At 64.6% G+C, this 26,542-nt stretch carries 24 protein-coding genes, 3 tRNA genes and 1 pseudogene; 22 read left to right on the top strand and 6 right to left on the bottom strand.

The window, feature by feature from the left end; genetic code table 11:
• Positions 1-43: 43 nt before the first annotated feature.
• A complete protein-coding gene (locus tag ACZ899_RS15575) occupies positions 44-976 on the bottom strand; it encodes a FecR family protein (protein ID WP_234561290.1) in 933 nt (310 codons plus the stop codon).
• A 191-nt stretch (positions 977-1,167) separates the two neighbouring features.
• On the opposite strand from ACZ899_RS15575, the gene ACZ899_RS15570 reads away from it, so the two are divergent.
• Together ACZ899_RS15570 and ACZ899_RS15565 are read left to right on the top strand one after the other, a co-directional pair.
• Complete coding sequence (locus tag ACZ899_RS15570; RefSeq protein ID WP_186734724.1) at positions 1,168-2,382, top strand: MFS transporter; 1,215 nt, start codon at positions 1,168-1,170, stop codon at positions 2,380-2,382.
• Positions 2,383-2,875: 493 nt separating this feature from the next.
• Positions 2,876-4,036 carry an MFS transporter gene (locus tag ACZ899_RS15565; RefSeq protein WP_186714216.1) on the top strand — a complete coding sequence of 387 codons (1,161 nt, stop codon included), beginning with the start codon at positions 2,876-2,878 and terminating at the stop codon, positions 4,034-4,036.
• A gap of 310 nt (positions 4,037-4,346) precedes the next feature.
• Here ACZ899_RS15565 and rpsT read toward each other — a convergent pair whose 3' ends face one another.
• Positions 4,347-4,625 carry a 30S ribosomal protein S20 gene (gene rpsT / locus ACZ899_RS15560; protein ID WP_023533220.1) on the bottom strand — a complete coding sequence of 93 codons (279 nt, stop codon included), beginning with the start codon at positions 4,623-4,625 and terminating at the stop codon, positions 4,347-4,349.
• Positions 4,626-4,875: 250 nt separating this feature from the next.
• Between rpsT and murJ the strand changes: the two genes are divergently transcribed.
• The 6 genes and pseudogenes from murJ to ispH all read left to right on the top strand — a co-directional run bounded on the left by murJ (position 4,876) and on the right by ispH (position 12,209).
• Entirely contained in the window at positions 4,876-6,414 is a 1,539-nt protein-coding gene (gene murJ / locus ACZ899_RS15555) for a murein biosynthesis integral membrane protein MurJ (RefSeq protein ID WP_234561291.1), read from the top strand.
• 118 nt (positions 6,415-6,532) lie between these two features.
• Positions 6,533-7,483 (top strand): bifunctional riboflavin kinase/FAD synthetase, encoded by a 951-nt coding sequence (ribF, locus tag ACZ899_RS15550; RefSeq protein WP_234561292.1) that lies wholly within the window; start codon positions 6,533-6,535, stop codon positions 7,481-7,483.
• A pseudogene (gene ileS, locus ACZ899_RS15545) lies at positions 7,480-10,312 on the top strand (isoleucine--tRNA ligase). Before ribF ends, ileS begins: the two are co-directional and overlap by 4 nt.
• A complete protein-coding gene (gene lspA, locus ACZ899_RS15540) occupies positions 10,305-10,820 on the top strand; it encodes a signal peptidase II (RefSeq protein WP_234561294.1) in 516 nt (171 codons plus the stop codon). The pseudogene ileS and the gene lspA overlap by 8 nt, the downstream one beginning before the upstream one ends.
• Entirely contained in the window at positions 10,813-11,250 is a 438-nt protein-coding gene (locus ACZ899_RS15535; RefSeq protein WP_023629753.1) for an FKBP-type peptidyl-prolyl cis-trans isomerase, read from the top strand. Before lspA ends, ACZ899_RS15535 begins: the two co-directional genes overlap by 8 nt.
• Before the next feature lie 14 nt (positions 11,251-11,264).
• Positions 11,265-12,209 carry a 4-hydroxy-3-methylbut-2-enyl diphosphate reductase gene (ispH, locus tag ACZ899_RS15530; protein ID WP_028689902.1) on the top strand — a complete coding sequence of 315 codons (945 nt, stop codon included), beginning with the start codon at positions 11,265-11,267 and terminating at the stop codon, positions 12,207-12,209.
• Between the two features lies 1 nt (position 12,210).
• On the opposite strand, the gene ACZ899_RS15525 is transcribed toward ispH, so the two are convergent.
• Complete coding sequence (locus ACZ899_RS15525) at positions 12,211-12,660, bottom strand: GspH/FimT family pseudopilin (protein WP_234561295.1); 450 nt, start codon at positions 12,658-12,660, stop codon at positions 12,211-12,213.
• 158 nt (positions 12,661-12,818) lie between these two features.
• Between ACZ899_RS15525 and ACZ899_RS15520 the strand changes: the two genes are divergently transcribed.
• From ACZ899_RS15520 to thiO, 5 genes are read left to right on the top strand one after another with little or no spacing between them, the layout of a single operon-like run.
• Positions 12,819-13,157 (top strand): hypothetical protein, encoded by a 339-nt coding sequence (locus ACZ899_RS15520; RefSeq protein WP_442799958.1) that lies wholly within the window; start codon positions 12,819-12,821, stop codon positions 13,155-13,157.
• The gene (locus ACZ899_RS15515) at positions 13,154-13,801 is read left to right on the top strand and encodes a PilW family protein (protein ID WP_234561296.1); all 648 of its coding nucleotides are present in this window, start codon (positions 13,154-13,156) and stop codon (positions 13,799-13,801) included. The genes ACZ899_RS15520 and ACZ899_RS15515 overlap by 4 nt, the downstream gene beginning before the upstream one ends.
• Complete coding sequence (locus ACZ899_RS15510) at positions 13,798-14,268, top strand: hypothetical protein (protein ID WP_203648043.1); 471 nt, start codon at positions 13,798-13,800, stop codon at positions 14,266-14,268. Before ACZ899_RS15515 ends, ACZ899_RS15510 begins: the two co-directional genes overlap by 4 nt.
• A gap of 1 nt (position 14,269) precedes the next feature.
• Positions 14,270-14,662 (top strand): type IV pilin protein, encoded by a 393-nt coding sequence (locus ACZ899_RS15505; RefSeq protein ID WP_232857364.1) that lies wholly within the window; start codon positions 14,270-14,272, stop codon positions 14,660-14,662.
• Between the two features lie 53 nt (positions 14,663-14,715).
• A complete protein-coding gene (gene thiO / locus ACZ899_RS15500) occupies positions 14,716-15,813 on the top strand; it encodes a glycine oxidase ThiO (protein WP_234561297.1) in 1,098 nt (365 codons plus the stop codon).
• Between the two features lie 149 nt (positions 15,814-15,962).
• Here the strand turns inward: thiO and ACZ899_RS15495 are convergent, their stop codons facing one another.
• Together ACZ899_RS15495 and ACZ899_RS15490 are read right to left on the bottom strand one after the other, a co-directional pair.
• On the bottom strand, positions 15,963-16,193 hold the full coding sequence (locus ACZ899_RS15495) for a PP0621 family protein (RefSeq protein WP_028689896.1): 231 nt from the start codon (positions 16,191-16,193) through the stop codon (positions 15,963-15,965).
• Positions 16,194-16,287: 94 nt separating this feature from the next.
• Entirely contained in the window at positions 16,288-17,307 is a 1,020-nt protein-coding gene (locus ACZ899_RS15490) for an outer membrane protein assembly factor BamD (RefSeq protein WP_050703667.1), read from the bottom strand.
• Positions 17,308-17,457: 150 nt separating this feature from the next.
• Between ACZ899_RS15490 and rluD the strand changes: the two genes are divergently transcribed.
• The 9 genes from rluD (at position 17,458) to ACZ899_RS15445 (ending at position 25,160) form a co-directional block, all read left to right on the top strand.
• Positions 17,458-18,420: a 23S rRNA pseudouridine(1911/1915/1917) synthase RluD gene (gene rluD / locus ACZ899_RS15485; RefSeq protein ID WP_203648040.1), complete on the top strand. Its 963-nt coding sequence runs from the start codon at positions 17,458-17,460 to the stop codon at positions 18,418-18,420.
• The gene (gene pgeF / locus ACZ899_RS15480; protein WP_234561298.1) at positions 18,417-19,157 is read left to right on the top strand and encodes a peptidoglycan editing factor PgeF; all 741 of its coding nucleotides are present in this window, start codon (positions 18,417-18,419) and stop codon (positions 19,155-19,157) included. Before rluD ends, pgeF begins: the two co-directional genes overlap by 4 nt.
• 262 nt (positions 19,158-19,419) lie before the next feature.
• Entirely contained in the window at positions 19,420-21,984 is a 2,565-nt protein-coding gene (clpB, locus tag ACZ899_RS15475) for an ATP-dependent chaperone ClpB (protein ID WP_234561299.1), read from the top strand.
• A 473-nt stretch (positions 21,985-22,457) separates the two neighbouring features.
• Positions 22,458-22,533: transfer RNA gene (locus tag ACZ899_RS15470), tRNA-Asn, on the top strand.
• Positions 22,534-22,537: 4 nt separating this feature from the next.
• Positions 22,538-22,614, top strand: a tRNA-Pro gene (locus ACZ899_RS15465).
• Between the two features lie 6 nt (positions 22,615-22,620).
• Positions 22,621-22,696, top strand: a tRNA-Lys gene (locus tag ACZ899_RS15460).
• A 102-nt stretch (positions 22,697-22,798) separates the two neighbouring features.
• On the top strand, positions 22,799-23,335 hold the full coding sequence (locus ACZ899_RS15455; RefSeq protein WP_234561300.1) for a dihydrofolate reductase family protein: 537 nt from the start codon (positions 22,799-22,801) through the stop codon (positions 23,333-23,335).
• A gap of 108 nt (positions 23,336-23,443) precedes the next feature.
• Positions 23,444-24,769 carry a S8 family serine peptidase gene (locus ACZ899_RS15450; protein ID WP_234561301.1) on the top strand — a complete coding sequence of 442 codons (1,326 nt, stop codon included), beginning with the start codon at positions 23,444-23,446 and terminating at the stop codon, positions 24,767-24,769.
• Between the two features lie 52 nt (positions 24,770-24,821).
• A complete protein-coding gene (locus ACZ899_RS15445) occupies positions 24,822-25,160 on the top strand; it encodes a hypothetical protein (protein WP_234561302.1) in 339 nt (112 codons plus the stop codon).
• A gap of 70 nt (positions 25,161-25,230) precedes the next feature.
• Here ACZ899_RS15445 and ACZ899_RS15440 read toward each other — a convergent pair whose 3' ends face one another.
• Positions 25,231-26,526 (bottom strand): NAD(P)/FAD-dependent oxidoreductase, encoded by a 1,296-nt coding sequence (locus ACZ899_RS15440; RefSeq protein ID WP_234561303.1) that lies wholly within the window; start codon positions 26,524-26,526, stop codon positions 25,231-25,233.
• Positions 26,527-26,542: the final 16 nt, after the last annotated feature.

The raw sequence follows: 26,542 nt of genomic DNA, 5'->3' as shown, positions 1-26,542 counted from the left end.
AAAAAATTGCCAACCTTTCAAAAACTTAGCCGGGAAGGGCGCATCAGCGCACGATCAACCAGTGGCCGAGCAGGTTGTGCAGGCGCAGTTGCTGGTCGGCGGCCAGGCGCTCGAGGCTCTGCGCCGGGTGGTCGAGGTCGAAATCACCGCTGACCCGCTGGTAGGCGGCCTGCTCGTTCAGCAGCCAGACGCGCTGGCCACGGTAATCGGCCAGGCGCTCCAGCACCTCGCTCAACGGCAGGTTCCTGGCCTTCAATTGGCCGTTGCGCCAGGCATCGGCCAATTTGGCATCGATCTTCTCGACCGGGTTGATGCGGCTTTCGCTGAACGTCACCCGTTCGCCGGCATTGACCAGGCGTTGGTCGCCACCCTGCAACACCGCAGCCTTGCCGCCGAACACCACCAGTTCGTCGTGGTCGGCATGGCGGGCGATCTGCAGGCGGGTGCCGAACACCTGGATCCGGGTGTCATCGACCTGCACCTCCATGGCCCGGCCATCGAGCATCACCTCCAGGTAGACCTGGCCCTGCACCAGCTGCAGATGGCGGGTGCGCCCACGCAGGTCGACATTCATCGCGCTGGCGCTGTCCAGGTGCAGGGTTGAGCCATCGGCCAGGCGCACGCTGCGGCGCTCGCCGCTGTCGGTGTGCAGTTCGCTGCCCAGGCGCTGCATCGACGGCCAGTAGAGCCAGGCCAGTGCGCCCACCAGCAGCAGGAACAGCAGCCCCAGGCACAGCCCTGCGCGACTGCGGCGGACCTTGGCGACCCGTGGCCGTGGGCGCGCCGCCGGCACCTGCAATTGCTGCCAGTAGGCTTCGAGCTGGGCATAGGCCCTTGCATTGAGCGGGTCCTGGCACCAGCTGGCGAATGCCTGGCGCAGGGCCTCGTCGCAGCCGGGTTGGCGCAGGCGCGAGAACCACTCCAGGGCTTCCTGCTCGGGGTCGGGCGTGGGCTGCAAGGCGGGCATCGGGCTCATGGGATCGGTCTGCTCGCAGGAGGAGGGCGGTTTTGCCCAGCGTTTACAGGGAAGAGGAGAAGGATGCTAATTATATTGAGAATTATTTACAAGTACGTGTCGGATGGAAGGCCCGGCAAAATAAAAAGGTAGCTTCGTATCTATTTGTTTCACGATAATCGGATCCCAATCCGCGGACGGACATCCAGCCCATGGCCATCAGCAGTACCACGACTTCAAGCGCCAGCAGCCCGGCAAACCAGGCCTCGCCGCTGGTGATGCGCATCATCGGCTTCTGCGCCCTGGCGCACCTGATCAACGACCTGATCCAGTCGGTGCTGCCGGCGATCTACCCGATGCTCAAGGCCAACTACAACCTGAGCTTCGCCCAGATCGGCCTGATCACCCTGACCTTCCAGATCACCGCCTCGCTGCTGCAGCCGTGGGTGGGCTTTTTCACCGACAAGCGGCCCACGCCGAACCTGCTGCCGCTGGGCACGGTGTGCACCCTGGTGGGCATCGTGATGCTGGCTTTCGTCGGCAGCTTCCCGATGATCCTGCTGGCCTCGGCGCTGGTGGGCATCGGCTCGTCGACCTTCCACCCCGAGACCTCGCGCATCGCCCGGCTGGCTTCCGGTGGGCGCTTCGGCCTGGCGCAGTCGAGCTTCCAGGTTGGCGGCAACGCCGGCTCCGCCCTCGGCCCGCTGCTGGCGGCGGCGATCGTCATTCCTTTCGGCCAGACCCATGTCGCCTGGTTCGGCGTGGCCGGGCTGTTCTTCTTCGCCGTGACCCTGATGCTGCGCCGCTGGTACAAGGAGCACCTCAACCAGGCCAAGGCGCGCAAGGCGGTGCAGGCCACCCACGGCATCTCGCGCCAGCGGGTGATCCTGGCGCTGGTGGTGCTGGGCCTGTTGGTGTTCTCCAAGTACTTCTATATGTCCAGCTTCACCAGCTACTTCACCTTCTACCTGATCGAGAAGTTCCAGCTGTCGGTGGCCAGCTCCCAATTGCACCTGTTCCTGTTCCTCGGCGCCGTGGCGGCGGGCACCTTCTTCGGCGGGCCGATCGGTGATCGTATCGGGCGCAAGGCGGTGATCTGGTTCTCGATCCTCGGGGTGGCGCCGTTCACCCTGGCGCTGCCGTATGCCGACCTGTTCTGGACCACCGTGCTCAGCGTGGTGATCGGTTTTGTCCTGGCGTCGGCGTTCTCGGCCATCGTGGTGTATGCCCAGGAACTGGTGCCGGGCAATGTCGGGATGATCGCCGGGATCTTCTTCGGGCTGATGTTCGGCTTCGGTGGCATCGGTGCTGCGCTGCTGGGGTATGTGGCGGATCTGCGCGGGATCGAGTATGTGTATGGGGTTTGCTCGTTCCTGCCGTTGTTTGGGTTGCTGGCGGTGTTCCTGCCGTCCACTGGCAAGCGCTGAAAGTCGGCCAGACGCACTTCCTGTAGGAGCGGCCTTGTGTCGCGAAAGGGCTGCGAAGCAGCCCCAGGATTGTCGCGTTTAAGCAACGATTGCTGGGGCCGCTTTGCGGCCCTTTCGCGACACAAGGCCGCTCCTACAGGGAAGTGTATGGAGCCCTGGCGATTGACGGCCCGGATCCGCATGGCCTAGAGTGCCGCCTCCTCAATCCCTGCGTAGTCGATGCAATGCGCCGTACCCGTAGTCTCCGCCCGCACCGCCAGCCTGTCGCCCCGACAGCGCGTCGCGCGTGGCCGAGCGACACGGTGCTCAAGCGTCGCCGCAGCGTGCTGTTCGCCTTCACCTTCTCGCCACACCTTGCCCTGAACTGATCCGCGCCCCTGCCTCCCGCGCCATTGCGGCGTGACTGCGGGCGCCTGCGTTCGAATATCTTTCAGCGGATTTTCCAGTCGGCCAGGGCCAGAGCCCCTGCTCACCGGCTTGCAAGGAGTGGTACATGAACATGCGTTTGCTGGTGGGCCTGTTGTTCGCCGTGTCGGTGGTCGGTTTCAGTCTCGGGGCGAGCCTGCCACTGGTGTCGTTGCGTTTGCACGAGGCGGGGGCGGGGACACTGGAGATCGGCATCATCTCGGCGATCCCGGCGGCGGGCATGATGCTCTCGGCCTTTATGGTCGACGCCTGCTGCCGGCACCTGACCCGGCGCGTCATCTACCTGCTCAGCTTCAGCCTGTGCACCCTGAGCATCGCCCTGCTGGAATGGGCCTTCGACTCGATGCTGTGGCTGGCGCTGCTGCGCCTGGGGCTCGGCATCGGCATGGGCATCGCGATCATCCTCGGCGAATCGTGGGTCAACGAGCTGTGTCCGGAGCACAACCGCGGCAAGATCATGGCCCTGTACGCCACCAGCTTCACCGGCTTCCAGGTGCTCGGCCCGGCACTGCTGGCGCTGCTTGGCGCCGACAGCCCGTGGCTGACCGGTGTGGTCACCGTCTGCTACGGCCTGGCGCTGCTGTGCATCCTGTTCACCGTGCCCAACGACCATGTCGAGCATGGTGATGAAGGCGAGAAGAGTTTCGGCCTGGCCGGCTTCTTCCGCGTTGCCCCGGCGCTGTGCGTGGCGGTGCTGTTCTTCTCGTTCTTCGATGCGGTGGTGCTGTCATTGCTGCCGGTGTACGCCAGCAGTCACGGTTTTGCCGTGGGCGTGGCGGCGCTGATGGTCACGGTGGTATTTGCCGGCGACATGATCTTCCAGTTGCCGCTGGGCTGGCTCGCCGATCGGGTCGAGCGCACCGGGCTGCACCTGGTGTGCGGGCTGGTGGCGATGAGCATCGGTATTGCCTTGCCCTGGCTGCTGCAGATGACCTGGCTGTTGTGGCCGCTGCTGGTGGTGCTCGGGGCGGTGGCCGGGGGCATCTATACCCTGGCGCTGGTGTTGATCGGGCAGCGCTTCAGGGGCCAGGACCTGGTGACCGCCAACGCCAGTGTCGGCCTGCTGTGGGGTGTCGGCAGCCTGGTCGGGCCGCTGGTCAGCGGCGCGGCGATGGATGTGGCGCCCCATGGCTTGCCGATGGCGCTGGCGCTGATGGCAGGCTTGTTCGTGTGTTTCGCACGGCAGGCGTACCGGCGAGCGGGCAGGCTGCAGGCGGCGGTGGACTGAGCGGCAGGGCGGTCCGCTGGTTGGCAGGCGTGGTACCGGTGGGCTTTGCCCGCTCCCACAGGGATCGCGCCAGATTCTAAAAATTGAGCAAGACAGTTGCTCCCACAAGTACAGCGCTCGATTCAGCGTTTGCGCGATCCTGTGGGAGCGGGTTTACCCGCGAAGGGCTGCAAAGCAGCCCCAACCAAGAGCGATGAAGCGCTAACTGACAGGCATTACGCCATGGGCCTTCTTTATATAAGCAACCCACACTTTATTGCAGGCATAAAAAAACCGACCCTAGGGTCGGTTTTTTCGACAAGAACGTCGCTTAGGCAGCTGCAGCTTCTTTCAGCGCCTTGATGTGGCCATTCAGACGGCCTTTGTGGCGAGCAGCTTTGTTCTTGTGGATGATACCCTTGTCGGCCATACGGTCGATTACAGGTACAGCCAGAACGTAAGCGGCTTGCGCTTTTTCGGCGTCTTTTGCGTCGATGGCTTTGACTACATTCTTGATGTAGGTGCGGACCATGGAACGCAGGCTGGCGTTGTGGCTGCGACGCTTCTCAGCCTGTTTTGCACGTTTCTTGGCGGAAGGTGAGTTGGCCACCGTCGAGCTCCTCGAAAGACTTTAGGTAAATAGCAAACAAAATAGGCCGCGAATCATGCCGATGAGTCGATCGGATGTCAAGGCCACTTGCAGGGTTCCGCCGAGTGGTGAGCCAACAGGAGGGAAATATTCCTTTCTGTCGCACGACCTGTAAACTCGGGAATTTTTGGCTCCCCTGCGAAGGCGCGGGAGTATCGCACATTCGGACGCTGTCTGGCAGCGTCCTCTGCCCCTGGCGTGAAACTTTTCGATGAACCTGCTCAAATCCCTGGCCGCCGTCAGTTCAATCACCATGATTTCCCGGGTGCTCGGCTTCGTGCGCGATACCATCCTGGCGCGGGTGTTCGGCGCCGGCATCGCCACCGACGCCTTCTTCATCGCCTTCAAGCTGCCCAACCTGCTGCGGCGGATCTTCGCCGAGGGGGCGTTCTCCCAGGCCTTCGTGCCGATCCTGGCCGAGTACAAGACCCAGCAGGGCGAGGAGGCCACCCGGACCTTCATCGCCTATGTCAGCGGCCTGCTGACCCTGGTCCTGGCCCTGGTCACGGTCATCGGCATCCTCGCCGCGCCTTGGGTGGTCTGGGCCACCGCGCCGGGCTTCGTCGACAACGCGGAAAAATACGAGCTGACCACCTCGCTGCTGCGGGTGACCTTTCCTTATATATTGCTGATCTCGCTGTCGTCGCTGGTCGGCGCGATCCTCAATACCTGGAACCGCTTCAGCGTGCCGGCGTTCACCCCCACGCTGCTCAACGTGGCGATGATCGCCTTCGCCGTGCTGCTGACGCCGTACTTCGACCCGCCGATCATGGCCCTGGGCTGGGGCGTGCTGGCCGGCGGCCTGGCGCAGCTGCTGTACCAGCTGCCGGCGCTGAAGAAGATCGGCATGCTCGTGCTGCCGCGCCTGAACCTGCGCGACACCGGCGTGTGGCGCGTGCTCAAGCAGATGCTGCCGGCCATCCTCGGGGTGTCGGTAAGCCAGATCTCGCTGATCATCAACACCATCTTCGCCTCGTTCCTGGTGGCAGGCTCCGTGTCGTGGATGTACTACGCCGACCGCCTGATGGAGCTGCCATCTGGTGTACTGGGCGTTGCCCTGGGCACCATCCTGCTGCCGACCCTGGCCAAGACCTACGCCAACAAGGACCGCGAGGAGTATTCGCGGATCCTCGACTGGGGCCTGCGTCTGTGCTTCCTGCTGGTACTGCCCTGCACCCTGGCCCTGGCCATTCTCGCCGAACCGCTGACCGTGGCGCTGTTCCAGTACGGCAAGTTCACCGCCTTTGACGCCGCGATGACCCAGCGCGCCCTGATCGCCTATTCGGTGGGCCTGCTGGCGATCATCCTGGTCAAGGTACTGGCACCTGGCTTCTATGCGCAGCAGAATATCCGCACGCCGGTGAAGATCGCGGTCTTCACCCTGGTCTGCACCCAACTGTTCAACCTGGCCCTGGTCGGCCCGCTGGCCCATGCCGGGCTGGCCCTGGCCATCAGCCTGGGCGCGTGCCTGAACGCCGGCCTGCTGTACTGGAAGCTGCGCAGCCAGCAGCTGTTCCAGCCGCAGCCGGGCTGGACGCCGTTCCTGCTCAAGCTGGTGCTGGCGGTGACCTTGATGTCGGCTGTGCTGTTGCTGGGCATGCACTACCTGCCAGCCTGGGAGCAGGGCAACATGCTCGCGCGCTTCCTGCGCCTCGGCGGCCTGATCGCGGCGGGTGTGGTGACCTACTTCGGCTGCCTGTTCCTGTGCGGGTTCCGCCCACGGCATTTCGCCCGCAAGGCGTTGCATTGAGGCGCGAGAGGGGTCAGGCGTCGGTTTTTCGCATTCCACGCCCCATGGGGGCGCTGCTGCCTGTCACCAGCGCCCGGGTGTGGTTATAATCGGCCACTTTATGAGCAAGAAGCGCGTTATGCAGCTGGTTCGAGGTCTTCACAACCTGCGCCCCGAGCACCGGGGCTGTGTCGCCACCATTGGCAACTTCGACGGGGTCCACCGTGGCCACCAGGCGATCCTTGCACGCCTGCGCGAACGCGGTCAGGAACTGGGCCTGCCCACCTGTGTGGTCATCTTCGAGCCGCAGCCGCGCGAATACTTCGCCCCGCAGAGCGCCCCGGCGCGTCTGGCCCGCCTGCGCGACAAGGTCGAGCTGCTGGCCGGCGAGGGCATCGACCGGGTGCTGTGCCTGTCGTTCAACCAGCGCTTGAGCCAGCTCAGCGCCGAACAGTTCGTCAAGGCGGTGCTGGTCGATGGCCTGGGCGTGCGCCACCTCGAGGTGGGCGACGATTTCCGCTTTGGCTGCGACCGCGCCGGCGACTTCGCCTTCCTCACCGAGGCCGGCAAGCGCCACGGCTTTACCGTCGAGGCCGCCAACACGGTGATCCAGGACGGCCTGCGGGTCAGCAGCACCGAAGTGCGCAAGGCCCTGGCCGACGGTAATTTCGAGCTGGCCGAGCACCTGCTGGGCCGCCCGTATCGCATTACCGGGCGCGTGCTGCATGGCCAGAAGCTGGCCCGCCAGCTCGGCACCCCCACCGCCAACATCCAGCTCAAGCGCCGTCGCGTGCCGCTGTCCGGGGTCTACCTGGCCAGCATCGAGATCGACGGCAAGGCCTGGCCGGGTGTCGGCAATATCGGAGTGCGCCCCACCGTCGCCGGTGACGGGCGTCCTCACCTGGAGATTCATCTCCTGGACTACGCCGGCGACCTGTATGGCCGGCGCCTGACGGTGGAATTCCACCACAAGCTGCGTGAAGAGCAGCGTTTCGCCTCCCTGGAGGCGCTGAAGTCGGCGATCGACGCGGACATCGCCGCCGCACGTGCCCACTGGCACGCTCAACCGCTAACGAAGAGCCTGAAATGACCGACTACAAAGCCACGCTTAACCTTCCGGACACCGCCTTCCCCATGAAGGCCGGCCTGCCTCAGCGCGAACCGCAGATCCTGCAGCGCTGGGACAGTATTGGCCTGTACGGTAAGTTGCGCGAGATTGGCAAGGATCGTCCGAAGTTCGTCCTGCACGACGGCCCGCCCTATGCCAACGGCAAGATCCACATCGGTCATGCGCTGAACAAGATTCTCAAGGACATGATTGTCCGCTCCAAGACCCTGTCCGGCTTCGACGCGCCGTACGTGCCGGGCTGGGACTGCCACGGCCTGCCGATCGAGCACAAGGTCGAGGTCACCCACGGCAAGCACCTGACCGCCGACCGCACCCGCGAGCTGTGCCGCGAGTACGCCGCCGAGCAGATCGAAGGGCAGAAGACCGAGTTCATCCGCCTGGGCGTGCTGGGTGACTGGGACAACCCCTACAAGACCATGAACTTCGCCAACGAGGCCGGCGAGATCCGCGCCCTGGCCGAGATGGTCAAGCAAGGCTTCGTGTTCAAGGGCCTCAAGCCCGTGAACTGGTGCTTCGATTGCGGCTCGGCCCTGGCTGAAGCCGAGGTCGAGTACGCTGACAAGAAATCCCAGACCATTGACGTCGCCTTCCCGGTGGCCGATGCCGACAAGCTGGCCGCCGCCTTCGGCCTGGGCGCGCTGGCCAAGCCCGCCGCCATCGTGATCTGGACCACCACCCCGTGGACCATCCCGGCCAACCAGGCGCTGAACATCCACCCGGACTTCAAGTACGCCCTGGTCGATACCGGCGAGCGCCTGCTGGTGCTGGCCGAAGAGCTGGTCGAGTCGTGCCTCAAGCGCTACAACCTGGAAGGTTCGGTCATCGCCACCGCTCCGGGCTCCGCCCTGGAGCTGATCAACTTCCGCCACCCGTTCTACGACCGTCTGTCGCCGATCTACCTGGCCGACTACGTCGAGCTGGGCGCCGGTACCGGCGTGGTGCACTCCTCGCCGGCCTACGGTGAAGACGACTTCGTCACCTGCAAGCGCTACGGCATGGTCAACGACGACATCCTCACCCCGGTGCAGAGCAACGGCGTGTACGTCGAGTCGCTGCCGTTCTTCGGCGGCCAGTTCATCTGGAAGGCCAACCCGGCCATCGTCGACAAGCTCAGCGAAGTCGGCGCGCTGATGCACACCGAGACCATCAGCCACAGCTACATGCACTGCTGGCGCCACAAGACCCCGCTGATCTACCGCGCCACCGCGCAGTGGTTCGTCGGCATGGACAAGCAGCCGAGCACCGGCGAGCCGCTGCGCGAGCGTGCGCTCAAGGCCATCGAAGAGACCAAGTTCGTTCCGGCCTGGGGCCAGGCGCGCCTGCATTCGATGATCGCCAACCGTCCGGACTGGTGCATCTCGCGTCAGCGCAACTGGGGCGTGCCGATCCCGTTCTTCCTCGACAAGCAGACCGGCGAGCTGCACCCGCGCACCGTCGAACTGATGGAGGCCGTGGCCCAGCGCGTCGAGAAAGAAGGCATCGAGGCCTGGTTCAAGCTGGACGCCGCCGAGCTGCTCGGTGACGAAGCCGGCCAGTACGACAAGATCACCGACACCCTCGACGTGTGGTTCGACTCCGGCACCACCCACTGGCACGTGCTGCGCGGCTCCCACGACATCGGCCACGCCACCGGCCCGCGCGCCGACCTGTACCTGGAAGGCTCCGACCAGCACCGCGGCTGGTTCCACTCATCCTTGCTGACCGGTTGCGCCATCGACGGCCACGCGCCGTACCGCGAGCTGCTGACCCACGGCTTCACCGTGGACGAGAACGGCCGCAAGATGTCCAAGTCGCTGGGCAACACCATCGAGCCGCAGAAGGTCAACGACACCCTGGGTGCCGACATCATGCGCCCTGTGGGTCTCGGCCACCGACTACTCCGGCGAGATGGCGGTTTCCGATCAGATCCTGCAGCGTAGCGCCGACGCCTACCGCCGCATCCGCAACACCGCGCGCTTCCTGCTCTCCAACCTGTCCGGCTTCGACCCGGCCCGCGACCTGCTGCCGGCCGAAGACATGCTGGCCCTGGACCGCTGGGCGGTCGACCGCACCCTGTTGCTGCAGCGCGAGCTGGAAGAGCACTATGGCGAGTACCGTTTCTGGAACGTCTACTCGAAGATCCACAACTTCTGCGTGCAGGAGCTGGGCGGCTTCTACCTCGACATCATCAAGGACCGCCAGTACACCACTGGCGCCAACAGTGTCGCCCGCCGCTCCTGCCAGACCGCGCTGTTCCACATCAGCGAGGCACTGGTGCGCTGGATCGCGCCGATCCTGGCGTTCACCGCCGACGAGCTGTGGCAATACCTGCCGGGCGAGCGTAACGAGTCGGTGATGCTCAACACCTGGTACGAAGGCCTGAGCGAACTGCCGGAAGGTTTCGAGCTGGGTCGCGAGTACTGGGAACGCATCATGGCCGCCAAGACCGCGGTCAACAAGGAACTGGAGAACCAGCGCGCGGCCAAGGCCATCGGTGGCAACCTGCAGGCCGAAGTCACCCTGTTCGCCGACGACGCCCTGAGCGCCGACTTGAACAAGCTGGGCGACGAGTTGCGCTTCGTGCTGATCACTTCGGCCGCCAGTGTCGTGCCGTTCGTCCAGGCACCCGCCGACGCCGTGACAACCGAAGTTGAAGGCCTCAAGCTGAAAGTCGTCAAGTCCGGCCATGCCAAGTGCGGTCGCTGCTGGCACTTCCGCGCCGACGTCGGCAGCCACCCGGAGCATCCGGAGATCTGCAGCCGTTGCGTCGACAACCTGAGCGGCTCCGGTGAGGTGCGCCACTATGCCTAACGCTTCCGCGGGGCGCTTCGGGCGCCTTGCCTGGCTCTGGCTGAGCCTGGTGGTCCTGGTCCTCGACCAGGTCACCAAGCTGTACTTCGACAGCGCGCTGACCATGTACCAGCAGATCGTGGTCATTCCCGACTACTTCAGCTGGACCCTGGCCTACAACACCGGCGCGGCGTTCAGCTTCCTGGCCGACAGCTCCGGCTGGCAGCGCTGGCTGTTCGCGCTGATCGCCGTGGTGGTCAGCGCCGTGCTGGTGGTCTGGCTCAAGCGTCTGGGGCGCAACGAGACCTGGCTGGCCGTGGCCCTGGCCCTGGTGCTGGGCGGCGCGCTGGGCAACCTGTACGACCGCGTCGTGCTGGGCCATGTGGTCGACTTCATCCTGGTGCACTGGCAGAACCGCTACTACTTCCCGGCCTTCAACCTGGCCGACAGCGCGATCACCGTGGGCGCGGTGATGCTGGCGCTGGACATGTTCAAGAGCAAGAAGTCCGAGGAAGCCGTCCATGACTGAGACCCGCATTGGCCAGAACACCGAAGTCACCCTGCACTTCGCGCTGCACCTGGAAAACGGCGACACCGTCGACAGCACCTTCGACAAGGCCCCGGCCACGTTCAAGGTCGGCGACGGCAACCTGCTGCCGGGCTTCGAGAACGCCCTGTTCGGCTTCAAGGCCGGTGACCAGCGCAAGCTGAGCATCGCCCCGGAGAACGCCTTCGGCCAGCACAACCCGCAGAACGTGCAGGTGATGCCGCGCTCGCAGTTCGAAGGCATGGAGCTGTCCGAAGGGCTGCTGGTGATCTTCAACGACGCCGCCAACACCGAGCTTCCGGGCGTGGTCAAGGCGTTCGACGACAACCAGGTGACCATCGATTTCAACCATCCACTGGCTGGCAAGACCCTGAACTTCGAGGTGCAGATCCTCGACGTGAAGGCCGTGTGAGCCTGGAGCCGAGCATGCAAATCAAACTCGCCAACCCGCGCGGCTTCTGCGCGGGGGTCGACCGGGCGATCGAGATCGTCAACCGCGCCCTGGAAGTCTTCGGCCCGCCGATCTATGTGCGCCACGAAGTGGTGCACAACAAGTTCGTGGTCGAGGACCTGCGCAACCGTGGCGCGATCTTCGTCGAAGAGCTGGACCAGGTGCCGGACGACGTCATCGTCATCTTCAGCGCCCATGGCGTTTCCCAGGCCGTGCGCCAGGAAGCCGCCGGCCGTGGCCTGAAGGTGTTCGACGCCACCTGCCCGCTGGTGACCAAGGTGCATATCGAGGTTGCCAAGTACAGCCGCGACGGCCGTGAGACCATCCTCATCGGTCACGAGGGGCACCCGGAAGTCGAAGGCACCATGGGTCAGTACGACGCCAGCAACGGCGGTGCCATCTACCTCGTCGAGGACGAGGACGATGTCGCCAGGCTGCAGGTGCGCAACCCCGACCACCTGGCCTTCGTCACCCAGACCACCCTGTCGATGGACGACACCAGCCGGGTGATCGACGCCCTGCGCGAACGCTTCCCGAACATCGGCGGCCCGCGCAAGGACGACATCTGCTACGCCACCCAGAACCGCCAGGATGCCGTCAAGCAACTGGCCGACGAGTGCGACGTGGTACTGGTGGTCGGCAGCCCCAACAGCTCCAACTCCAACCGCCTGCGCGAGCTGGCCGAGCGCATGAGCACCCCGGCCTACCTGATCGACGGCGCCGAGGACCTGCAACGCAGCTGGTTCGACGGGGCCGAGCGCATCGGCATCACCGCCGGGGCCTCGGCACCGGAGGTGCTGGTGCGTGGTGTGATCGACCAGCTCAAGGCCTGGGGCGCGACCGGCGCCGAAGAGCTCGACGGGCGCGAGGAGAACATCACCTTCTCCATGCCCAAGGAGCTGCGGGTCCGCTCGATCTGAGTCAGTCCGGTGCACAGCGGCGGCCCTCGTCGCTGCGCAGGCTGACCCGGCCACTGGGGCTGAGCACCACCTGATGACGGCTGTCGAGGGTGGTGCGCGGGCAGATGTCCAGCGTGATGCCGACGAAGCCCACCCCCAGCGGCGCCCCCCGGGCGCTGAACCTCACGACCCGGTCCGAGGTCGTGGCAATCCTCAGCGGCCTGTGCAGTCGATGCGCCTGCAACAGTTCGCCATCCTGTTCCAGCACCACCCGCCAGCCCTTGCCCCAATTCTCCTCCAGCGGCCTGACCAGCACGGCCTGGTGCCTTAGCGCCGCCTGATTACGGGCGCCGCGCAGGGCCTGTGCCAGCTCCCTGGCCACGGCACCGAGGTAAAGCTCATCGCTGAACTTGCTGTAGGCCGATATACCCTGGTGTGTCAGAAGGCTCAGCACGCCCAATGCGAACATCATTTGTATCAGTGTTACGCCTTGTTGCCCCACGCTGCATTCCTCCCTGGAAGTGCTTCTCTGTAGCTTCCAGGACGCCCAACAAAGGCGCCAGTCGGCCGGTTCGGGTTGCGGCCTAGGAAAGATCCCAGGAGGGGGTTATGGGGGCGAGGGAAGGGGGCATGACGCTGCTGGAGGTGCTGCTGGCTGGCACGGTGCTGACGCTGGGGTTGTTCGCATCGGCGGCCTTGCAACTGCGTGGCCTACAGGCGGTCGAGGGGGCTCGGCGGGAAGCGCAGGTGCTGCAATTGGCCCAGAGCATGTTGGAGCGGGTCAGGGCTGCCGGGGCGCTCGAGGCGGGCGAGGAAGCAGCCTGGCAGTCGCGCCTGACCCTGGTGCTCGGTGGTGCGGCGCACGGGCGCATGAACCTGGCCGGGGGCGTGCTGGTGCTGGACGTCGATTGGCCGGGCCTGGGCGAGGGCCGGCAGTCGCTGAGCGTGCAGGGCAGGGTGCTGCCATGAGGCGCCGGCAGGCGGGTTTGGGCCTGGTCGAGGCACTGCTGGCCCTGGTGCTGGGCCTGATGCTGCTGGTGGCCGCCGGCCAGGTATTCGTCTCGGCGTATCAGGCCTTGCAACTGCAAGGTGCGGCGGCGCGCCTGCAGGATGACGCCCGCCTGGCCTTGCAGCGAATGGCCGAGGATATTCGCCAGGCGGGGATGTTCGGTTGCCTGCGTCTTGAAGCCGAGGACTTTGCCGATCCTGGCGCGGCCCAGGCTTTCGCCTCGCCCATTGAGATCATGGGCGACAGCCTGACCCTGGTCGGCGCCGAGTTGCCCGGGTTGCTCGGCAGCCCGGACTGGACCGTGCTCAGCGACTGCCGCAGTTGGGCGCGGGTGCAGCCCGGGCAGCACGTCGGGGACGGCGAGTTGCTGGCGCTGCCGGTGCGCCGGGTGACCTATCGGGTGCGCAACGGCAGCCTGATGCTCACCAGCAATGCGCAGCATGCCAGTCTCATCGACCAGGTGCGGGCGCTGGAGGTCAACCGTGTCGAGGCGGGCGCGGGCGAGCGCCTGGATATCCGCCTGACCCTGCATGACCGGCAGCATGGGCTCGAGCAGCAGCATTCGCTGAGCGTGGCCCTGCGCAACCCGGGAGCCGAGTCGTGACGGGGCAGCGTGGCATCGTGCTGGTGCTGGCGTTGATCCTGAGCCTGCTGTTCGGCCTGCTGGCAACCCTGGCGCTGCGCGAGGCACTATTGCAGCAACGCCAGGCAGGCGATCAACTGGCCGGCGCACGAGCCTTCGAGCAGGCGGAGGCAGCCTTGCTCGAAGGTGTGGAACTGCTGGCAGGCGGCATCCCGGTCCCATGTCAGGCCTGTCCGCCGCCAAGTCCACCTGATACGCAGCCTTCCCCACCCTGGCTGGCGACCCAAAGTGGCTTCGTTTACCTGCAAACCCTGGGAGACAGCCTGCGTGTCGCGGGCCAGCCCGTCGGGGACAGGCTGACGCTGGTCCGGGTGACGGCGGTGGGCCTTCAAACCCGCGCGCGGCAACTGCTGGAGGCGGTCTATGCCATCGACGATGACGGCGCGGTGAAGCGGATCAGCTGGCGCCAGCGCCTGGGGGAGGGCTGAGATGCAGCGCGGCCTTGGTCTGATCGAATTATTGATTGTCGTGGCGCTGATCGGCATGCTGGCAGCCATTGCCTACCCCAGCTACAGCGACCAGTTGCGGCGCGCCGCGCGAAGCGAAGCGGTCGGCCTGCTGCAGGACGCGGCATTGCGCCTGGAGCAGCACCGCGCACGCGTGGGCGGTTATGCCGACAACGAGCAGCTGACCACCGTGTTGCCCGCGGGCACACGCTACTACCGCCTGCAGGCCTGGCGCGACACTGACCGGTTCAGCCTGCGCGCCAGCCGTGTGCCCGAGGCCTTCATGGCGGATGACCGTTGCGGCGACTTCCTGCTCGACCAGGCGGGCGTGCGCGATAACACGGGCGCGGGCGACCAGGCGTGCTGGGGAAGCTGAAGATCATGAGGTGCCCAGGCACCGTGGAATTACTTCAGGTGTTGGATCGAACCATGAGCAAGCAAGTAGTGATTGTTGGCGGCGGTGTCATCGGCCTGCTGACCGCGTTCAACCTGGCGGCGGATGTCGATCGGGTGGTGGTGTGCGACCAGGGCGAGGTGGGGCGGGAGTCGTCCTGGGCCGGTGGCGGGATCGTCTCGCCGCTGTACCCGTGGCGCTACAGCCGGGCGGTGACCGCCCTGGCGCACTGGTCGCAGGATTTTTATCCACAGCTGGGCGAGCGCCTGTTCGCCAGCACCGGGGTCGACCCCGAGGTGCACACCACCGGGCTCTACTGGCTGGACCTGGATGACGAAGCCGAGGCCCTGGCCTGGGCCGCGCGTGAGCATCGCCCGCTCAGCGCAGTGGATATCTCGGCGGCCTACGACGCCGTGCCGGTGCTTGGCCCGGGTTACCGCCATGCCATCTACATGGCGGGCGTGGCCAACGTGCGCAACCCGCGCCTGGTGAAGTCGCTGAAGGCCGCGTTGCAGGCGTTGCCGAACGTGACCCTGCGCGAGCATTGCCAGATCAGCGGGTTCGTCCATGAAGGTGGCCGCGTTACCGGTGTGCAGACCGAGGACGGAGTGATCGCCGCCGACGATGTGGTGCTCAGTGCCGGAGCCTGGAGCGGCGACCTGCTGCAGACCCTCGGGCTGACGCTGCCGGTGGAGCCGGTGAAGGGGCAGATGATCCTGTTCAAGTGCGCCGAGGACTTCTTGCCGAGCATGGTCCTGGCCAAGGGGCGCTATGCGATCCCGCGTCGCGACGGGCATATCCTGGTGGGCAGTACGCTGGAGCATGCCGGCTACGACAAGACCCCGACCGGGGATGCGTTGGAGAGCCTGAAGGCCTCGGCGGTGGAGTTGCTGCCGGCGCTGGCGGATGCCGAGGTGGTCGGGCATTGGGCTGGCCTGCGTCCTGGCTCGCCGGAAGGTATCCCGTATATCGGCGTGGTGCCGGGGCATGAAGGGCTATGGCTGAACTGCGGGCATTACCGCAACGGGCTGGTGCTGGCGCCGGCGTCGTGCCAGCTGTTCGGTGATCTGTTGCTGGGGCGCGAGCCGATCATCGATCCGGCGCCGTATGCGCCTGCGGGGCGGTTGGGCTGAGCGCATAACCACTGTAGGAGCGGCCTTGTGTCGCGAAAGGGCTGCGTAGCAGCCCCAGGATTTCAGTGTTGACGCAAAGATCGCTGGGGCCGCGTTGCGGCCCTTTCGCGACACAAGGCCGCTCCTACAGGGATCGTGTAGGGCGTTGGTTAGCGTTGCTGGCCTGGCCCTTGTTCCAGGTGCTGCTGGCTGCAGTACCACTCCTGGCCCCGCGACAACGCCCGGTCATTGGGCAGGTGCACGCCGCAATGGGCGCAGCGCACCATCTTCAGCGGGTCCTGCAGGCGCGGCTCGGCAGGTGATTGCTGACTGGTCTTGAACTTGCGCCACAGCCAGAACGCGGCGGCGATCAGGGCGATCCAGAAGAGTAGGCGAACCATGGTGTCCAGCTTGTCGAGAAAAGAAGCCGACAGTCTAGGACGCAGGCATGAAAAAAGGGAGGCCTCGGGCCTCCCTTTCTTTACGTGCGTGGTATCAGTCGAACAGACCGAAGGTCATGTAGCTGAACCACGAGCGGTCCTTCTCGGCTTCCTTCGGACCTTCCGGCAGGATCGGGTCGCCGTTCTCGTCCTTGGGCAGCAGCTCTTGCGGAATCTCGGAGCGGGCATCCTGGAACTGCTTGACCACGTCCTGGTTGGCGCGGGTCTCGCCCGGTGGCAGCGGCGCCTGGGTGTCGATCAGGCCCAGGGTGGCCTTGGACAGCCACGAGCGGTTGCCGTTTTCATCCACTTTGGCGACGAACTGGCCATCGACCAGGCTTGGGTGGTTCGGGTAGTTGAGCTTGAGGGTCTCAAGGCTGGTGGCCGCCAGCTCGTCCAGGTGCATGCGCTGGTACGACTCGACCATCACCGCCAGGCCGTCACCCACCGACGGGGTTTCCTGGAAGTTCTCGACCACGTAGCGACCACGGTTGGCGGCGGCCACATAGGCCTCGCGGCTCAGGTAGTAGTTGGCCACGTGGATTTCGTAGGAGGCCAGCAGGTTGCGCAGGTAGATCATGCGCTGCTTGGCGTCCGGGGCATAGCGGCTGTTGGGGAAGCGGCTGGTCAGCTGGGCGAACTCGTTGTACGAGTCACGGGCGGCGCCCGGGTCACGCTTGGTCATGTCCAGCGGCAGGAAGCGCGCCAGCAGGCCACGGTCCTGGTCGAACGAGGTCAGGCCCTTGAGGTAGTAGGCGTAGTCGACGTTCGGGTGCTGCGGGTGCAGGCGGATGAAGCGCTCGGCGGCGGACTTGGCGGCCTCGGGCTCGGAGTTTTTATAGTTGGCGTAGATCAGCTCGAGCTGGGCCTGGTCGGCGTAGCGGCCGAACGGGTAGCGCGATTCCAGGGCCTTGAGCTTGTTCACGGCGCTGGTGTAGCTGGAGTTGTCCAGGTCGGCCTGCGCCTGCTGGTACAGCTCGGCCTCGCTGAGGTTCTCGTCAATGACTTCCTTGTTCGAGGAACAGGCAGCGGTGAGCCCGAGGATGGCGATCAGCAGCAGGTGTTTCACTTGCATGGCGGCTTGCGTCCCTTTGACGGCCGCTGTCTTGGGCGGTGCCGTCCTGTTATGATGAGCGCCCCCGGGCCAAACCCCGGGGCAAAAGAAGCCGTATTTAACCACAAGCGCGCAGCCGAAACCAAAGGCTGAACGCCCGTCGATTCGAGCATGTCCGAGATCATTCAACTTAGCGCAGAGGTCCCGTCCGAACTGGGCGGCCAACGCCTCGACCAGGTCGCCGCCCAATTGTTCGGCGAGTACTCGCGTTCGCGCCTGTCCTCGTGGATCAAGGATGGCCGCCTGACCGTCGATGGCGCGGTGCTGCGACCGCGCGACACCGTCCACACCGGCTCCATCCTGGCCCTCGAAGCCGAGCAGGAGGCCCAGGGCGAATGGGTGGCTCAGGACATCGAGCTGGACATCGTCTACGAGGACGACCAGATCCTGGTGATCAACAAGCCCGCCGGGCTGGTGGTCCACCCGGCGGCCGGTCACCCTGACGGCACCTTGCTCAATGCCCTGCTGCACCATGTCCCGGACATCGTCAACGTGCCGCGCGCCGGCATCGTGCACCGCCTGGACAAGGACACCACCGGTCTGATGGTGGTGGCCAAGACCCTGCAGGCGCAGACCAACCTGGTCGACCAGCTGCAAAAACGTTCGGTCAGCCGCATCTACGAGTGCATCGTGGTCGGCGTGGTGATCGCCGGCGGCAAGATCGACGCGCCGATCGGCCGTCACGGCGGCGAGCGCCAGCGCATGGCGGTGACCGAGGGCGGCAAGCCGGCCGTCAGCCACTACCGCGTGCTCAAGCGCTTCCGTTCGCACACCCATGTGCGGGTCAAGCTGGAAACCGGCCGCACCCACCAGATCCGTGTGCACATGGCGCATGTCGGCTATCCGCTGGTCGGCGACCAGACCTACGGTGCACGCTTCCGCATCCCGCCGGCTGCCAGCGTGGCCATGGTCGAGGCGGTCAAGCACTTCCCGCGTCAGGCCCTGCACGCGCGTTTCCTGGCGCTGGACCACCCGACCACGGGTGAGCGCATGGAATGGAAGTCGGAGTTGCCGGATGACTTCCAGTGGCTGCTGTCGCTGCTCGACCAGGACCGCGAGAGCTTCATCGGATGAGTGGCCTGGCGCAGTCGCTGATCCTCCCCGACTGGCCGGCCCCGGCCTCGGTTCGCGCCTGCGTCACCACCCGCGAGGGCGGCGTCAGCCTGCCGCCCTATGAATCCTTCAATCTTGGCGACCATGTGGGCGATGACCCGCAGGCGGTCGCCGAGAACCGTCGTCGCCTGAGCGAAGAATTCGCCATCCAGCCCGCCTGGCTCAAGCAAGTGCATGGGCTGGTGGTGGCGGATGCCGATCCCACCGTGGTCGCCGAAGCCGATGCCAGCTGGACAGACCAGCCGGGCATCGCTTGCACCGTGATGACCGCCGATTGCCTGCCTGCGTTGTTCTGCGACCGTGCCGGTACCCGTGTGGCAGCTGCCCATGCCGGCTGGCGCGGGCTGGCCGGTGGCGTGCTGGAGGCCACACTTGACCGCCTGGCGCTGGCGCCTGAAGAGGTCATGGTGTGGCTGGGCCCGGCCATCGGGCCGCAGGCGTTCGAGGTGGGTATGGAAGTGCGCGATGCCTTTACCGCCGTGCATCCCGAGACGGCCTCGGCGTTTGTCGAGGGTGAGCGCCCGGGTAAGCTGATGGCCGATATCTACCAGCTGGCGCGGATCCGCCTGGCGGCACGTGGCGTTACCGCCGTTTATGGTGGGGGCTTCTGCACGGTCAGCGATCCACGCTTCTTCTCCTATCGTCGCACCCCGCAGGGTGGGCGCTTTGCTTCGTTGGTCTGGCTGCAGCCGCGCTGACCTTACCCGGCCCACGCGGACATCGCGTGGGAGCGGGCTTGCCCCGCGATAGCGCAGGCCCTGCCACCTCAATCTCAACTGCTGACGCCATCGCGGGGCAAGCCCGCTCCCACGTTGTCTCACGTCACTGGTGCTGACCTCTGTCAACCCCGCTACGCTTGAATCTTCCAGAATCACCCTTATCTATTGGTCATCTCAGGCAGGTTCTTCATTACAGGTGCTGTCCATCGCTCCGCCTGCCCTTTAAAGGAAGGTATCCCCCATGCGAATAGACCGACTGACCAGCAAGCTGCAACTCGCGTTATCCGACTCCCAATCCCTGGCCGTGGGCATGGACCATCCGGCCATCGAGCCCCTGCACCTGTTGCAGGCGCTGATCGACCAGCAGGGCGGCTCGATCAAGCCGCTGCTGATGCAGGTCGGCTTCGACATCAACAGCCTGCGCAAGGCGTTGACCAAGGAGCTCGACCAGCTGCCGAAAATCCAGAACCCCACGGGCGATGTGAACATGTCCCAGGACCTGGCGCGCCTGCTCAACCAGGCCGACCGCCTGGCCCAGCAGAAGGGCGACCAGTTCATCTCCAGCGAGCTGGTGCTGCTCGCCGCCATGGACGAGAACAGCAAGGTCGGCAAGCTGCTGCTCGGCCAGGGCGTGAGCAAGAAGGCCCTGGAAAACGCCATCAACAACCTGCGCGGCGGCGCGGCGGTGAACGATGCCAACGCCGAGGAATCGCGCCAGGCCCTGGACAAGTACACCGTCGACCTCACCAAGCGCGCCGAAGAAGGCAAGCTGGACCCGGTGATCGGCCGTGACGACGAGATCCGCCGCACCATCCAGGTGCTGCAACGCCGTACCAAGAACAACCCGGTGCTGATCGGCGAACCCGGCGTGGGCAAGACCGCCATCGCCGAGGGCCTGGCCCAGCGCATCATCAACGGCGAGGTGCCCGACGGCCTGAAAGGCAAGCGCCTGCTGGCCCTGGACATGGGCGCGCTGATTGCTGGCGCCAAGTACCGCGGCGAGTTCGAAGAGCGCCTTAAAGGCCTGCTCAACGAACTGAGCAAGCAGGAAGGCCAGATCATCCTGTTCATCGACGAACTGCACACCATGGTCGGCGCCGGCAAGGGCGAGGGCGCCATGGACGCCGGCAACATGCTTAAGCCGGCCCTGGCCCGTGGCGAGCTGCATTGCGTCGGTGCCACCACGCTCAACGAGTACCGCCAGTTCATCGAGAAGGACGCCGCCCTCGAGCGTCGTTTCCAGAAGGTGCTGGTCGAGGAGCCGAGCGAGGAAGACACCATCGCCATCCTGCGCGGCCTGAAAGAGCGCTATGAAGTGCACCACAAGGTGGCCATCACCGACGGCGCCATCATTGCCGCGGCCAAGCTCAGCCACCGCTACATCACCGACCGCCAGCTGCCGGACAAGGCCATCGACCTGATCGACGAAGCCGCCAGCCGTATCCGCATGGAGATCGACTCCAAGCCGGAAGTGCTCGACCGCCTCGACCGTCGCCTGATCCAGCTGAAGGTGGAGTCCCAGGCACTCAAGAAGGAAGAGGACGAAGCGGCGAAGAAACGCCTGGAGAAACTGACCGAGGAAATCGACCGCCTGGAGCGCGAGTACGCCGACCTCGAAGAGATCTGGGCCTCGGAAAAAGCCGAGGTACAGGGCTCGGCGCAGATCCAGCAGAAGATCGAGCAGGCCCGCCAGGAGCTGGAAGCCGCCCGCCGCAAGGGCGACCTCAGCCGCATGGCCGAGCTGCAGTACGGGGTGATCCCGGACCTGGAGCGCAGCCTGCAGATGGTCGACCAGCACGGCAAGACCGACAACCAGTTGCTGCGCAACAAGGTGACCGAGGAAGAGATTGCCGAAGTGGTCTCCAAGTGGACCGGCATCCCGGTGGCCAAGATGCTCGAAGGCGAGCGCGAGAAGCTGCTGAAGATGGAAAGCCTGCTGCATGAGCGGGTGATCGGCCAGGACGAGGCGGTGACCGCCGTGGCCAACGCCGTGCGCCGTTCCCGCGCCGGGCTGTCCGACCCGAACCGCCCCAGCGGCTCGTTCCTGTTCCTCGGCCCGACCGGGGTGGGCAAGACCGAGCTGTGCAAGGCGCTGGCCGAGTTCCTGTTCGACACCGAAGAGGCCATGGTGCGCATCGACATGTCCGAGTTCATGGAGAAACACTCCGTGGCTCGCCTGATCGGCGCTCCACCAGGCTACGTGGGCTATGAAGAGGGCGGCTACCTGACCGAGGCCGTGCGCCGCAAGCCGTACTCGGTGGTGCTGCTCGACGAGGTGGAGAAGGCCCACCCGGATGTGTTCAACGTGTTGCTGCAGGTGCTGGAAGACGGCCGTCTGACCGACAGTCATGGCCGTACCGTGGACTTCCGCAACACGGTGATCGTGATGACCTCCAACCTGGGCTCGGCGCAGATCCAGGAACTGGCCGGTGACCGTGAGGCGCAGCGCGCGGCGGTGATGGACGCGGTGGGTTCGCATTTCCGTCCGGAGTTCATCAACCGCATCGACGAGGTGGTGGTGTTCGAGCCCCTGGGCCGCGATCAGATCGCCGGCATCACCGAGATCCAGCTCGGCCGCTTGCGCGGTCGCCTGGCCGAGCGCGAGTTGAGCCTGAGCCTGAGCCCGGAGGCGTTGGACAAGCTGATCGCCGTCGGTTACGACCCGGTGTATGGCGCACGGCCGCTCAAGCGTGCGATCCAGCGCTGGATCGAGAACCCGCTTGCGCAGTTGATCCTGGCCGGCGAGTTCCTGCCTGGCGCGGCGATCACCGCGAAGGTGCAGGGCGAGGAGATTGTCTTCGGCTGATCACTGCCGTCATGAAGAGCCCCGCGAAAGCGGGGCTTTTTTATGTGGGTCATCCCGACGCCATCGCGGGGCAAGCCCGCTCCCACGCAGATCGGTGCCACCATGTACCCTATGCGTGGGATCGATCAGCGTGGGAGCGGGCTTGCCCCGCGATAAGGCCAGTGCGGGCGCCGCAAACCCCTGATTTTCCGGCTTCCTACCTAACTTGCTGAAAATTTTGAAAAAAGTGCTTGCACAAAATTCGGAGTGCCCCTAATATTCGCCCCGCTGTCAGGCACTGAGCGAATCACCAGCAACATCGGAGATCGCAAAACAACTTACAAATCAGTAAGTTGAACGAAAAAAAGTGGTTGACAAGCAAAACGAAGAATGTAGAATAGCCGGCCTCAGCAGCGACAACGCGAAAGCGAAGCAGCTAAAGAGTTCGAAGCTAACACAGACTTCGAAGCAGTAAAGATGTACCGAAGTTCAGTTCCGCGATAGCTCAGTCGGTAGAGCAAATGACTGTTAATCATTGGGTCCCTGGTTCGAGTCCAGGTCGCGGAGCCAATCTCGGGGTGTAGCGCAGTCCGGTAGCGCGCCTGCTTTGGGAGCAGGATGTCAGGAGTTCGAATCCCCTCACCCCGACCATTTTCCGGGTCGTTAGCTCAGTTGGTAGAGCAGTTGGCTTTTAACCAATTGGTCGTAGGTTCGAATCCTACACGACCCACCATGTAAAAAGGGCATCTCGACTGAGATGCCCTTTTTCTTTTGTCCGCGATTTATATCCCCGCCCTTTGCTACCCTGTGGCCTTTGCCCGCAGGAGCGCCACGCATGTCCCTCAAAGCCCGTGTTTTCATCGCCACCAGCCTGGATGGCTACATTGCCCGTGAAGACGGCGGCCTCGATTGGCTGATGGGCGCCACCCAATCCACCGACGACCATGGCTACGCGGGGTTCATGGCGGGCGTCGATACGCTGGTGATGGGGCGTGGGACCTTCGACAAGGTCATGACCTTTGGCGAGTGGCCGTATCCTGATACGCGAGTGGTGGTGGTCAGCAGCACCCTCGAGGCCTTGCCCAAGGTAGTATCGGGGCAGGTCGAACTGCACCCGGGGCCGATTCCGGCATTGCTCGAGCACCTGCAGGCGACGGGCGCCAAAAGCCTGTACCTGGATGGCGGCAAGCTGATCCAGGGGTTTTTGCGCGAGGGACTGGTGGACGAGATGACCATCACCCGTATTCCCGTGCTGCTGGGGCAGGGGATTCCGTTGTTCGGCGGGTTGGCGAAGGATGTGCTGTTGCAGCACATGCGCACGACGAGTTACGAGAGCGGGTTTGTGCAGAGTACATATCGCGTGGTGCGCTGAGCGGGTGTTCGACCGGCGGACTTGCCTGGGGGCAATAGCTGATCTTCGCTATTGTGGTAATTGATGGCTTTTTGCTTTCTCACCACCGTGCCCATAAGGATATTTGTCATGGCCAAGCTAGGACCGCTGCTACGCAATGTGCTCAGCCGGATTGAAAGGAGTACTCAGGATTCGCAGTCGCAGGAGATGCAACTGCTCGCTGCACATGTAGGGGGAGCCGCCGAGTCAGGCCGGCTGCCTGTTGTCGTGAAGATGAACGCGAAAAAGGCACGCGCCGGCGAAAGCTGGCTTGAGTTCAAGGAACGGTTCGATCATGAAGTGTCTCCCTTCAAGGATGCTGTAAGCGGTGGCCAGGCCCGCCCCTTGTACCTGGCCGGCTCGCTGGCAGCCGCGTTCAAGCCCGATCGCCTGAAAGACATTGCGCAGTTGAACGAAGTTGACTTGATCGAGCTCGACCCCGTCGTCAATCCGACACTCATGGATGACGCCACGATCGATGTAGGGCTCGACAACTTCAGGAATCAGCATGGCCTGCTGACCGGGGCCGGCGTGAGAGTTGCGGTGCTGGATTCGGGAATCGATGTACGACATCCTTTCCTGGTCGTGGCGGACTCCATCTCCACCTGTGGTGAGGACTACCTAATTCCCGGATACCACGGCACCCATTGTGCGGGCAGCATTGCCTCGCATGATCCCATTTACCGGGGGATCGCCCCCGATGTGGATCTGATCAACGTGAAGGTGCTGAGGCAGGATGGCAGTGGCCAGCATACCTCCATACTTCAAGGTGTGGATGCCGCCTTGGACCGGCAGGCCGATATCATCTCGATGAGTCTGGGCTTCAACCATCTCCCCGCCTGGGCGGACGGTGGGCATGGATGGGCTTGCGCCGATGGCCATTGCCCGTTGTGCACTGCGGTGGACAATGCGTCAACGTTCGGGGCGATCGTCTGTGTTGCCGCAGGCAACGAGCATATGCGGGCCGAAGCGCTGCGCAGAATGGGGTATGGCAGTGCATTCGATACCGAGGTAGCGTGCCCTGGCCATTCACGCTCGGCCATTACGGTGGGCGCGATCACCAAGCGCACGTTCCTTCCGGCGGAGTTTTCAAGCCGGGGCCCCACGGCCTATGGGCTGGAAAAGCCCGATTTGGTGGCACCTGGGGTCAATATCATGTCCACGATCCCTGCGCCTCGGATGCCTGACGGGTCTCTTGCCCAGGGGGCGTCGCGCTCCGACCTGTTTGGTCGCTTGAGTGGTACATCCATGGCCACTCCGATTGTTGCGGGCGTGGCCGCCCTTATTCTCCAGCATCGTCGCCTGAAGAATCTGAGCACCTCGGGGCCGGCCATGCGCAAGGCTATCCTGAGCGCGGTGACGAACATGGCATTGCCGGTGAACGTCGTAGGCGCTGGTCGGATAAACCTGGCGTGAGCCGCCAGCGTGATATGGTTATTGGTAATACTGATGTATGAGGTGTGAGCTCATGCTGGAAATGCGAGAGGTGGAAAAACTGCGCCAATTGGGCCTGACCGAGCACACTTCGGGCGGTGCCGAGGCCGTCAGGGTGACCGCGCAGTGCCGCCAGGTTGGCAAGGTTCTGACGCGTGAAGACTTGCGTTCACGGCTGGTCGATTGGCAGCGGCAGCTGGAGCAGCGGCTGGCCATTCACGGTGCGGAGCTGATAGAAGGCAGCCTGTCTGTGTCGGGGCAGACGGTAGAGGCTGTCGTGCCTATCCTCGAGCTTTCTCAGGTCATGGCTGAGATGTCGGAACAGGACGTCCGGATCGACATAGTCAAACCGCGCCAAGTTGTTTCCAGATAGCGCGTTCACCCTCGTTCAAATCCGGCAAATAAAAGCCTGGCAGCGCTGAGTGCGCTGCCAGGCTTTTTTATCAATGCAGCTTGAGTCGCGGCTCAGTCCCCCGCCCAATCTTGCTACCCAGCATCATCATCGCCGTGCGGAAGAAACCATACAGCGCCATCTGGTGCATCCGGTACAGCGACACATAGAACATCCGCGCCAGCCAGCCCTCCAGCTTCACGCTGCCCATCAGGTTACCCATCAGGTTGCCCACCGCCGAGAACCGCGACAGCGACACCAGCGAGCCGTAGTCCTTGTACTCGTAGGTCGGCAGCGCCTTGTTCTCCAGGCGCGCCTTCAGGCTCTTGGCCAGCAAGGACGCCTGCTGGTGCGCGGCCTGGGCCCGTGGCGGCACGTTGCGGTCGCTGCCCGGCTGCGGGCAGGCGGCGCAGTCACCGAAGGCAAAGATATTGTCGTCGCGGGTGGTCTGCAGAGTCGGGCGCACCACCAGCTGGTTGATGCGGTTGGTTTCCAGGCCATCGATGTCCTTGAGGAAGCCCGGCGCGCGAATGCCCGCCGCCCAGACCTTCAGGCTGGCCTGGATCACTTCGCCGGCAGCGGTCTTCAGGCCATCCTCGGTCACTTCGCTGACCGCGGCGTTGGTCATCACCATCACGCCGAGTTTTTCCAGGGTCTTGTGCACCGGCACGCTGATGCGCTCCGGCAGCGCCGGCAGCACCCGTGGGCCGGCCTCGATGAGGGTGATGTGCATGTCTTTCGGCTGGATCTTGTCCAGGCCATAGGCCGCCAGCTCGTGGGCGGCGTTGTGCAGCTCGGCCGCCAGCTCCACGCCGGTGGCGCCGGCACCGACGATGGCCACGCTGATCTTCTCGCTGGCCACATCGCCTGCGTGGGCGCGCAGGTAGTGGTTGAGCAGTTGCTGGTGGAAGCGCTCGGCCTGCTTGCGGCTGTCGAGGAACAGGCAGTGCTGCGCCGCGCCCAGGGTGCCGAAGTCGTTGGTGTTGCTGCCCACGGCGATTACCAGGCTGTCGTAGCCGATGGTGCGCGCAGGCAACAGCTCACGGCCCTCGTCGTCGAGGGTCGCGGCCAGCTGGATCAGTTTGCTTTCACGGTCCAGGCCGCTCATGCGGCCCATCTGGAAGTTGAAGTGGTTCCACTTGGCCTGGGCCACGTAGTTCAGTTCGTCTTCCGAGGAGTTCAGCGAACCGGCCGCCACTTCGTGCAGCAGGGGCTTCCAGATGTGCGTCAGGTTGGCATCAACCAGGGTGATCTCGGCCTGTTTGCGCTTGCCCAGGCTTTTACCCAGGCGGGTCGCCAGTTCCAGGCCGCCGGCGCCGCCGCCGACAATCACGATGCGATGAGTCATGGGGATATCTCACAAG

The organism is Pseudomonas sp. TE31087, assembly GCF_057284075.1.
This window is presented reverse-complemented; position numbering and strand designations above follow the sequence as displayed.